The sequence below is a fragment of the Mesorhizobium sp. M1E.F.Ca.ET.041.01.1.1 genome, from assembly GCF_003997355.1.
In the GTDB taxonomy this organism is placed as follows: Bacteria; Pseudomonadota; Alphaproteobacteria; order Rhizobiales; family Rhizobiaceae; genus Mesorhizobium.
This window is the reverse complement of sequence record NZ_RZSL01000821.1, coordinates 1-2121: the sequence shown is the minus strand read 5'-3', so window position 1 is coordinate 2121 and position 2121 is coordinate 1. Positions and strand designations below refer to the sequence as shown.

3 protein-coding genes are annotated in these 2121 nt (G+C 61.5%); 2 read left to right on the top strand and 1 reads right to left on the bottom strand.

Annotation, left to right across the window (positions count from 1 at the left end):
• The coding region (locus tag EOA38_RS34630) for an alpha/beta hydrolase (protein WP_127301335.1) at window positions 1-456 on the top strand (456 nt) is incomplete at its 5' end.
• 216 nt (window positions 457-672) lie between these two features.
• Window positions 673-1152: a sulfocyanin-like copper-binding protein gene (locus EOA38_RS34625; protein WP_245464971.1), complete on the top strand. Its 480-nt coding sequence runs from the start codon at window positions 673-675 to the stop codon at window positions 1150-1152.
• Window positions 1153-1214: 62 nt separating this feature from the next.
• Here EOA38_RS34625 and EOA38_RS34620 read toward each other — a convergent pair whose 3' ends face one another.
• Window positions 1215-1985: an NIPSNAP family protein gene (locus EOA38_RS34620; RefSeq protein ID WP_126094460.1), complete on the bottom strand. Its 771-nt coding sequence runs from the start codon at window positions 1983-1985 to the stop codon at window positions 1215-1217.
• Window positions 1986-2121: the final 136 nt, after the last annotated feature.

The window sequence follows — 2121 nt, the reverse complement described above, 5'->3', positions numbered from 1 at the left end:
GAACTGATCGGTGGGCTGGTGGTCGTGGCCGGCACTTTGAAAACCGGTTTCGCGCCGGACCATCCCCTCGTCGCCGGTGTCGCGGCGCTGCGCGATCCGATCGCCCCGGCCGATCCGTTCTATGACTGGTGGCATGCCTGCGGCGCGAACGTGCCGCGGGCCTTCCTTGCAGCCATGGCTCAGGACGCCTCGGCGATGCCAACGGCGCGATGGCGCGCCATTCTCGAAGAAATCCGCCGTACGGATCTGACCGCTGCAGCGCGGGCCGTGCGGGTCCGGACGCTGATCATAGCGGGTGCCTGCGATCCGCTTTTTGGTGAGGCGCACCAGCAAGCTTTGGCTGAAGCGGTAGCCGGCTCACGCCTCGTGTGGGCGGAGCATTGCGGCCACAACCCGCATTGGGAGGATCCGGCTTTCGTCGCCGAGGTCTTAAGCCAGACCCTTCGGGGCTCGTGATATCCTGTTGGATTCGATCTCGGAGATCCGCTGAGTATGCACCGGTCGGGCGGTCCATTAAGGCCCGGAAGGTTTGATCCAGCGCAAGGCCGAGGGTGGCCGGAGGTGCAACCATACCGCTACCGTTGGGCTGTTGATTGGTTCTACGGCCTTAAGAGGTCGATTGCCGGTGTCGATTCCATCGGTGCCTGCCGGAGGAACTTCGCTGTGAAAAGCATGGTAAGCAGTGCGGCACTGTCGCTTGCCGCGGTTGTTGCGATGGCTGGTGCCGCTCAGGCTGCCAGCACTGTTCAGGTTTCGTTGTGGGACAAAGGGGCGAACACGCCCATGACCACCGGCTTCGCCTATGGAACGCCAAATCTCGACATGTCGAAGGCAACCATGGGGATGACGGCCAAGCCCGCGACGGTGAAGGCCGGCAAGATCACGTTCAAGGTGAAGAACAGTTCCAAGGATACTATCCACGAAATGATCGTGATGTATCGAGCGGATCCCAAGGACCCGCTTCCCTACATTGCTGCCGAGAACCGGGTCGATGAGGACAAGGCCGGCGACAAGGGAGAGGTTGCGGAACTCGACCCTGGCGCTTCGGGCACGCTTACCGTAAACCTGAAACCTGGCAAATACGTGCTCATCTGCAATGTCCCGGGTCACTTCGCGACGGGCATGTGGACAGAGTTCACCGTCAAGCCGTAGCAGCCGAACTGGCGAAGCGACTGACATTCCGTATCTGTCGGCAGGCAGCCTCCCGGCAGGGATCACCGGCCCACCAACGATCGGGATGTCGGCGAAAGCAGAAGCATCTGGGATGGCTTTGTCAGGCTCGGCTCCAAAGCTTTCCGGAAGACTCGCCACGCCGGCGAAGCGGCGAGGGCGGCTTGGCATCGGTCGAGCGCCTCTTTGTTGCCGAAACCAGTGACAGCGATGAAGACATTTTCGCCAACTCGCACCGGCAGGCGCGGGAACGTGTTTTCGGCGTGCTCGCTGACGAAGGCGCCGAGCAGGCGTGCGCCGTTTGCCGCAAGCTGCGGAATCGCTTCCGTCCGGAAACGCTCGGCGAAGGCAGCACCCATACCCGGGCGCAAATGATGAATCGAAATCTCAATAATGCTGTCTAAGCGGCCTTCCGGATTTGCTTTTCCGGCTTCGGCGATGGCGGACCTCTGCAGTCCCGACAGGTCGAAGCCGGCATCCCGCCATGCCGGCTTCAGAAGCAGCACATCGTCCGAATCGATCATCGTCGCGTTGGCGGCGTCGCGATGCTCGGCCCAGACCGGCCCGCCATAGAAGGCGCTCAGCGCGTCTTTTCTGGCTCTCATGTCGTCGAAGCCGCGCAGCCAGACGAACATGTCGGGGCGGTGGAGGTCGCGGAACTGGCCGATGATGGTCATGCCGGTCGCTTCCTGGCTCACGATGAACTCCCGGTCGAACAGCGCGATCAGCGTTTCGCGCTGGCCTGGCCTCAGCGTGTATTGGCGAAGCTCGACGATGGGTGAGGCAAGGCGGGGGGCACTTCGAACGATGTTCATCGTCGACTCCAAAACAGGGCGATCATCCTGTTTATAAAACAGACCGGTTGTCCTGTTTTGTCAATCTGGTATCTTTCCTTTTCCTTCTCCCCTTGTGGGAGAAGGTGGATTGGCGTGCAGCGCCAAGACGGATGAG

Excerpts from the sequence above, each read along its gene's own strand:
- EOA38_RS34625 (WP_245464971.1), top strand. The coding sequence starts at position 673 with ATGGTAAGCAGTGCGGCACTGTCGCTTGCCGCGGTTGTTGCGATGGCT.
- EOA38_RS34620 (WP_126094460.1), bottom strand. The coding sequence starts at position 1,985 with ATGAACATCGTTCGAAGTGCCCCCCGCCTTGCCTCACCCATCGTCGAG.